Below are 7083 nucleotides of genomic sequence, written 5' to 3'. Positions count from 1 at the left end.
GAGGGCGGCGGGGGCGTCCGGCGTGGCGGGGCTGGAGAGGAAGTCCTTGAGGTGGCGGCGCACGGCCTGGACGGTGTGGGCGTCGGCGTGGAGGACCTCCTCGAAGTAGCGGCGGACCTCGCGGACCTCCTCACGGCGCATGTCGCCGTCGGCGCGGGCCACGTCCACGAAGAGGGCGGTGATGTCGCGGTCGAGCGGGTCCTCGTCCGGAGCCTCGACGAGGGGGAACTCGCCCGGGGACTGGGTGAGGGCGGAGGACGGGGGCGGAGGTTCGAAGGTGTCCGGGAAGTCGCTGAACACCTCCGGGAAGTCCGGGGGCGACGCGTGCTGTTCGTCGAAGTAGTGGCCCAGGCCCGTGCCCACGATGAGCCCGAGCACGATGGCCCAGGGCCCGCCGAGGAGGAGGCCGGCCATGAGACCCAACATCGCCCCGAGAACTTTTCCCGCGCCCATGCCTTCGCTTCGCTCCCTTGTGCCGGGTCAGTCTTGCATAAGGTGGGTCTCATGACGGCTCAGTTGATTGACGGCAAGGCAGTGGCGGCGCGCGTGCGGGCGGAGATCAAGGAGGAGGTGGCGCGCCTGAAGGCGGAGCGCGGCATCACCCCGGGACTCGCCGTGGTGCGCGTGGGTGAGGACCCGGCGTCGAAAATCTACGTGACGGGGAAGAAGAAGGCCGCGGAGGAGGTGGGCTTCAACTCCTGGGAGCACCACCCGGACGAGACCATCACGCAGGCGGAGCTCCTGGCGCTGGTGCACCGGCTGAACGAGGACCCGGCGGTGCACGGCATCCTGGTGCAGCTGCCCCTGCCCAAGCACCTGGACGCGGACGCCATCATCTCCGCGGTGAAGCCGGAGAAGGACGCGGACGGCTTCCACCCGATGAACGCGGGGAATCTGCTCCTGGGAAGGCCGGCGACGCGGGCGTGCACGCCCTACGGTGTGATGCGGCTGTTGGAAGAGGTGGGGTGCAATCCGGCGGGCAAGCGCGCGGTGGTGGTGGGCCGCAGCAACATCGTGGGCAAGCCGCAGGCGCTGATGCTGCTCCAGAAGGACGCGACGGTGACGGTGTGCCACCGCAAGAGCGACCTGCCGGCAGAGGTGGCCCAGGCGGACATCCTGGTGGTGGCGGTGGGCGTGCCGGAGCTGGTGAAGGGCGCGTGGATCAAGCCCGGCGCGGTGGTGATTGACGTGGGCATGAACCGCAAGGCCGACGGCAAGCTGGTGGGCGACGTGGAGTTCGCCGCGGCGGCGGAGCGAGCGTCGTTCATCACGCCGGTGCCGGGTGGCGTGGGCCCGATGACGATCGCGATGCTGATGAAGAACACGCTGGAAGCGGCACAGCGCGCGGGGAAGTAGTCAGACGGTTAGACCTCCCTGCCCTTGAAGAGGGCAGGGAGTCCCGAAAGCAAGGGCGTCTATAGACCGCAGACGTAGGGTCCGCCCTGGTTCTTGCAGGCGTCGTAACGGATGCAATAGCCGTCCGGTGTCGAATAGGAATACACGTAACGTCCATTCGCGCAGCGGACGCGGCCTGTGTTCACGCGACACCAAGCGATGTCGATGTCCGGGGCACAGTTGGTCGGGAGAGCCATGGATTGCATGGGCCGGTCCGGCTGTGAGGCTTGCGTCTCTGGTAGAGCTTCCTGCGTTGCTTCAGGTCCACCGGCGACGAGAAGCATCACGGCACCCATCGCCATTCCAACTGACTTCACCAACGACTGCCATTGCATCGGCCACTCGCTTCGCAATCCTAAGCCCTCAGGACGGCCCCCTGCGCCACCCAGGTGCGCAGTCACGGAGGGGGCCTGCCCTGTAGGCTGCAAAGCGCTGCTCCTCCCTCCTCGTCCTGGCACGCCCGACGGCAACGATGCCCGGCTTCGCCATGCAGTTGAACTGCAATGTCCGGCAGACAGAGGTAGTGCCACACTGTCCTGGCCTACCCTCCGCCCGTTGAGGTACGAGCGCAGCGTGTCAATAGAAAGGACGGCTTGAATGAGCAGTTCGGTCGCGAAGCGGCTGTATGTCTTGCTATGCGTGGCGCTAGGTTTCGGGTGCAGCACGGAGTCCGAACCCGACACGTTCGTTTCCCAATCAAATCGCGTCTACAACGGCAATGTAGCCACCAATGACTATCCGGAGGTCGCGATGGTGCACGCGGGTAATGCTCTCTGCACCGGTACACTCATCGATTCATCCACAGTGCTCACCGCAGCCCACTGTCTTGACAATGGCCCAGCCATTTCAAGTATTTCGGTAGCCTTCGACGTTCCTGGGATCGGACGTGTTTTGTATTCAGCCTCTGGATACGAGCTGCATCCCGACTACGACATGGACTATCTGCTCGGCATCGTCGTGAGTAGTCACCACGATACTGCGCTTATCTATCTATCCACGCCTGCTCCCTATCCCCTTGCGAAGCTGATCTCGCCCTCGGAAGAGTCAGCTTGGATCTCGGACGGGACGTTTGCCTGGGCCGTCGGATATGGCGAGAACAACCTGGGCGGAGGATGGAATTCAACAGGCGTCAAAGTACAGGGTGTCGGTTACGTTAGTAATGTCAAGGACTGGATCATCCGGGTCGATGGGCTGCCCGGTTCCGCATGTGCCGGTGACAGCGGCGGCCCGTTCTTCTCGTATGTGGGAAACACTCGTAAACAGGTAGGCGTCCTGAGTTGGGGAGTCCCAAGCTGTGAGAGTTGGAACAAGTATGCACGGCTCGTGCTCGATCTGGATTGGATTCAAGCTCGCGCCGACCTGCCGTGCGACTCGGGCAAGTCCTGCGCGGACCGATGTGGCGATGGAACATGCGACATGAATTATGAAAGCATATATGACTGCCCTTATGACTGCGCCTATACAGTAGATGGAGATGGCTTCTGTTCAATTGCCCTGGGCGAAAGAACAAGTCTGAATCCAGCCGACTGTTATTGTGGGGATTCCATCTGCGACGATGACGAGAATAGCCTTGACGGATACACTAGCTGCCCAGAAGACTGCTATTACAGTGGTGGGGAGGCAGAATGCCCCAATGGAGTCTGCGAGCCGGGCGAAAACTGGGCTTGGTGCCCGCAGGATTGTCACTAGAACGCATCAAGACGGCGCGTAGTGCTGATGGCGATGGCAGGGTCACGGGCACACCGCGATGGTGCCTGCCATCATGACGATCGCGCTTTGCCCGTGCCTGCATTGGACCAACGTAAACCCACAGTTGTCCGTGCCCCAAAGGGCGCCTGCGTTCGGCAGGCGCCCTGCACTTCTTCAGAAATTCAGCGCCTGCACGGGCGGAGATCAAGGAGGAGGTGGCGCGCCTGAAGGCGGAGCGCGGCATCACCCCGGGACTCGCCGTGGTGCGCGTGGGTGAGAGGACCCGGCGTCGAAAATCTACGTGACGGGGAAGAAGAAGGCCGCCGAGGAGGTGGGCTTCAACTCCTGGGAGCACCACCCGGACGAGACCATCACCCAGGAGGAACTCCTGGCGCTGGTGCACCGGTTGAACGAGGACCCGGCGGTGCACGGCATCTTGGTGCAGCTGCCCCTGCCCAAGCACCTGGACGCGGACGCCATCAACGGGACTTATTTAGTGATGAGTGCGCCTTCATCCAGATGGGAATGGCGATCAGCCAACTCAACTGCAACGGGCAGTTGACGCTATTTTAGAGGCTTCTTTCTCCCCTTGGAGCGAGAAGAATGTGCATCGTAAAGGTCCTTTTTTGCCTCGAAGTGATGCATGTGCATGCGGCTGATGCTCGGCTTTCCCACGGGGGCGTCAATATGGGTCCTGTTTGGGTAGACAGGGTGGCCGGGAATCGAAGACAATACGCGCCGAATCTCGGACTCGTCGACTTTGACGGTGTTGACAGGCGTGACAAGTACAAGGAAGTGGAATGCGTTGAGGGTTACAAATCGAATGATGCACCAGCTTGATGCCGATGGCACAAGTTGTGCTTCTCCACAACGCATCCAGTCCGGCGTAAGCGTGCGCTTTATGCCATCTCCTCGCGTGATGAACTCAACGGGAGGTACGATGTCCAATGCCAGGGACACTGATTCACTGGGATACGGTGCGGTGCCAAGGATGTATTCGCGGAAGATCCGCAAGGGTGTGTTCGGATCCGTGGTGCGTGCCGAGTTGTAGGAAATCTTGAGTAGCCAACGGAGGAGAAGGTCAAACGAATATTCGAAGCGCACCGTCGTGTTCGGCTGGGGATGTCTGTGGAAATATCTGTCGAATAGATCGCAGATGTAGCTATCGAGCTTCGAAAGAACGCCGTTGTTACATTTGACGCAGACGTCTCGAATCACGAGTTCGGCGCCAAATACCTTGTCGGCGCTTTTTGAGTATCGGGTGTTGTAGCTGGGCACTCTCTCAATGATGCATCGTGGCCAGATGTGCTCACGTGTTATCTCGCCCGGATTGCCGCAGTACGCACAGGTCAAGTCGGTTTGATTATGGTCCATTGTAATGAGCATAGCACCGCTCAATGATGGGCGGCGGGCTCATTCCTCCGGTTCCCAGCCGAACCTCGATCTCGAAGAGGTCCGCATGGACTGTGATGGTCTGGTCCTGGGGAAGCAACGCCTCATGCCAGTTGGATGACGGGATGACCTCGCCTCGTCTCCTGCCGATTCAAGTGCCAGGCCTGACGGGCTCGAACGCCCTGTTCGTGGGTGCGTCTCACACGTTCGCCCTGAAGCGCGATGGCACGATTTGGGCTTGGGGAGGCAATGCCTCCGGCAAGTTCGGGAATGGCTGCCGAGCTTCATGCCCTCGCGTCTGGTGGCCATCGCACGCTCGCGATGAAACAGGGCGGCACCGTGTGGGGCTGGGGCTCGAACGGCCATGGCTAATTGAGAGACGGGGCGAAGACGGCCCGCTTGTTCCTTGTCTCGCTGCAGGTCCTCGGAAACCGAGCTGAACGTCCAGGCCTCCCTGCCCATAAAGGGCAGGGAAGGGGATTTTGTTACAAACCGCAAACGTACGGGCCGCCCTGGTTCTTGCAGGCGTCGTAACGGATGCAATAGCCGTCCGGCGTCGAATACGCATACACGTAACGGCCGTTGGCACAGCGGACGCGGTCGGCATTCACGCGGCACCAGCCGATGTCGACATCCGGGTCACAGCTGTCCGGGGGTGCCATGGCGCGCACTGGACGGCCCGACTGCGAGGCCTGGGTCTCAGGCGCAGCTTCCTGCGCGGTTTCAGGGCCACAAGCGACGAGAAGCATCGCGGAACCCATTGACAATCTAAACGATTTCGCTAGCGGCAACCATCGCATGGTCGTGTCTCCATGGGAGAGGGGACTGCGTGCGCAATCTAAAGCCTGTCTCAAGATTGCGCGAGCAGGCATGGAGGGGATGGCTCGATTTTGATCTGTCGTTTAAGTGAAAGGGCAGCTCGGCTCCTCTTGAAGGGGCCGAAGAGGAAGGGTGGATTCTCTCATGCGGCAGCCTCGACTTCTGGGACTCGGAATGGAAGTCGTGGCGAAAACCATCTGCCCTTGCTGCCGCAGAAAGAGTGTCGACGATGTCCTCCCTTCTTCGCCTCCTCCTGGTGACGTTCCCTCTCTCCTTTCTCTGGGGCTGCAATGCCGGGCCGGAAGCGGAGGCGCTCTCCGGAGACGAACTCAACACCATGGATCAGTCCCTGGTGACCTGCTCGGCCCAGTGTGGTACCCGCACGACCTTGACTTGCACGGGCAATGTTTGTTCCGCAGTGGATGGTCCAACAGGCTTTGTGACTTGCGATGGTGTGACCAAGGCTTGCAAGCAATGTGAGTTCGAAGGGGTGTATTACAACGATGGTCAGCGCGTGACCTCGGACGTCAGGTGCTCGGCGAAACTCGATGGTGTTTGCATCGGCGGCCCCGTCGAGGGCAAGGCGTGCGTGTCGACCGGAAACTGCTATGCCTTGTGTGTTAATGGCACATGGCAGTAGCTGAAGGCATCAGTGCCCAACCCGCTTGGGTGAGGCGTACTCAAAGGTGAGTCTCAGGCTCTCCATGCGGTGAGCGCGTATCGCCATTCCCCTTCGTCCCGGACGGGTCCTGACGGATGATGCGTGCATGGGTCCGGCCTTGCACCGATACGTCCGTGGCGGGGCCGTGCTGGGTCTGCTGCTGCTCGCAACCCCCGCGCGTGCCCAGGATGCAACGCCGTTGCCGACGTTCTCCCTGGAGCGCTTGGACCCGAACCCGGGGCTGGGGCCCCTGGCCCTTGGAAGCGGGGAGTTGCTCGCGCCCGGGGCGCTGCGCATCTCCTTGATGGCGCACTACACGCGGTCGCCCCTGCGCATCCCGAATGGATTGCTGGAGCCTTCGCTCGTCCTGTCCCGGACCACGGGCCTGGTGTCGCTGGCCGTGGGCGTGCTGCCGTGGCTGGAGCTTCAGGCCCAGCTTCCTGGGGTCATCCACCAGAGTGGCGTGGACCTGAGCACCTCGCTGTCCATCGCTTCGCCTTCGCGCAGCGGGCTGGGAGCACCACGAATCGCGGCCCGGTTGGGATTGCTGGGGACCTCCGCTCCCGAGGCCTTCCATCTGGCGCTCGACCTGGATGTCCGGTTGCCCGTGGGTGGTTCTGGAGCGCTTGCTCGTGACCGGGGTGTCCGGGGGCAGGGGCGGATCATGATGGGAAAGCGCTGGGGGCCCGTGGCGCCGGCGCTGGAACTGGGTGTGCTCCTGCGTCGCGCGGTGTCCGACTCCGATGTGGACCGCATCAACGGCGTGGGTAATGAACTGCGCGCCGGTATGGGGCTGACCGTGGGTTACGCCTTGCGCGCGGAGGTGTCCGCGTTCGGTGCGTATTCCTGGCGGCAGCAGCGTGTCAGCGGCGAGTTGCTGGGTGGACTGCGCTACGCACCCGTCCGGCCCCTGGAGTTCTTCGCCATGGGCGGGGCAGGGCTGGGCTCGGAGCCAGGGACGCCTCGCTTCCGGGTGCTCGCGGGACTGGCGCTGACGCTCTTCGATAAGCCGCCGCCTCCGCCCCCGGAGGACATCGTCTACGAGCTCGTCCAGGGCCTGCCGCGTGCCCCCGCCGAGCCCCAGCTCGAACCCGAACCCACTCCTTCCGGACCCCCACCCCCTGAGC

General features: G+C 62.5%; 6 protein-coding genes and 3 pseudogenes. 7 read left to right on the top strand and 2 right to left on the bottom strand.

Features of this window, described 5'->3' with window-relative positions:
- The coding region (locus D7W81_RS38240) for a TerB family tellurite resistance protein (protein ID WP_244227718.1) at positions 1-414 on the bottom strand (414 nt) is incomplete at its 3' end.
- A gap of 90 nt (positions 415-504) precedes the next feature.
- Here D7W81_RS38240 and folD point away from each other — a divergent pair.
- The 3 genes and pseudogenes from folD to D7W81_RS38225 form a co-directional block, all read left to right on the top strand.
- The gene (gene folD / locus D7W81_RS38235) at positions 505-1356 is read left to right on the top strand and encodes a bifunctional methylenetetrahydrofolate dehydrogenase/methenyltetrahydrofolate cyclohydrolase FolD (protein WP_120560291.1); all 852 of its coding nucleotides are present in this window, start codon (positions 505-507) and stop codon (positions 1354-1356) included.
- 636 nt (positions 1357-1992) lie between these two features.
- Entirely contained in the window at positions 1993-3084 is a 1092-nt protein-coding gene (locus D7W81_RS38230) for a S1 family peptidase (protein ID WP_120560290.1), read from the top strand.
- 164 nt (positions 3085-3248) lie between these two features.
- Positions 3249-3565: pseudogene (locus D7W81_RS38225) on the top strand (tetrahydrofolate dehydrogenase/cyclohydrolase catalytic domain-containing protein); the annotation flags it as partial.
- A gap of 83 nt (positions 3566-3648) precedes the next feature.
- Here D7W81_RS38225 and D7W81_RS42150 read toward each other — a convergent pair.
- Positions 3649-4362 carry a hypothetical protein gene (locus tag D7W81_RS42150; RefSeq protein ID WP_147445776.1) on the bottom strand — a complete coding sequence of 238 codons (714 nt, stop codon included), beginning with the start codon at positions 4360-4362 and terminating at the stop codon, positions 3649-3651.
- 119 nt (positions 4363-4481) lie between these two features.
- Here D7W81_RS42150 and D7W81_RS44480 point away from each other — a divergent pair.
- The 4 genes and pseudogenes from D7W81_RS44480 to D7W81_RS38210 all read left to right on the top strand — a co-directional run.
- Positions 4482-4727, top strand: a pseudogene (locus D7W81_RS44480) (RCC1 repeat-containing protein); the annotation flags it as partial.
- Complete coding sequence (locus tag D7W81_RS44475; protein ID WP_120560289.1) at positions 4699-4848, top strand: RCC1 domain-containing protein; 150 nt, start codon at positions 4699-4701, stop codon at positions 4846-4848. The pseudogene D7W81_RS44480 and the gene D7W81_RS44475, both read left to right, overlap by 29 nt.
- 676 nt (positions 4849-5524) lie before the next feature.
- A complete protein-coding gene (locus tag D7W81_RS42145) occupies positions 5525-5935 on the top strand; it encodes a hypothetical protein (RefSeq protein ID WP_147445775.1) in 411 nt (136 codons plus the stop codon).
- A gap of 220 nt (positions 5936-6155) precedes the next feature.
- Positions 6156-7083: pseudogene (locus D7W81_RS38210) on the top strand (hypothetical protein); the annotation flags it as partial.

The sequence above is a fragment of the Corallococcus aberystwythensis genome, assembly GCF_003612165.1.
Taxonomy (GTDB): Bacteria; Myxococcota; Myxococcia; order Myxococcales; family Myxococcaceae; genus Corallococcus; species Corallococcus aberystwythensis.
The sequence above is the reverse complement of the archived record's forward strand: the minus strand, read 5'-3'. Positions and strand labels throughout refer to the sequence as shown.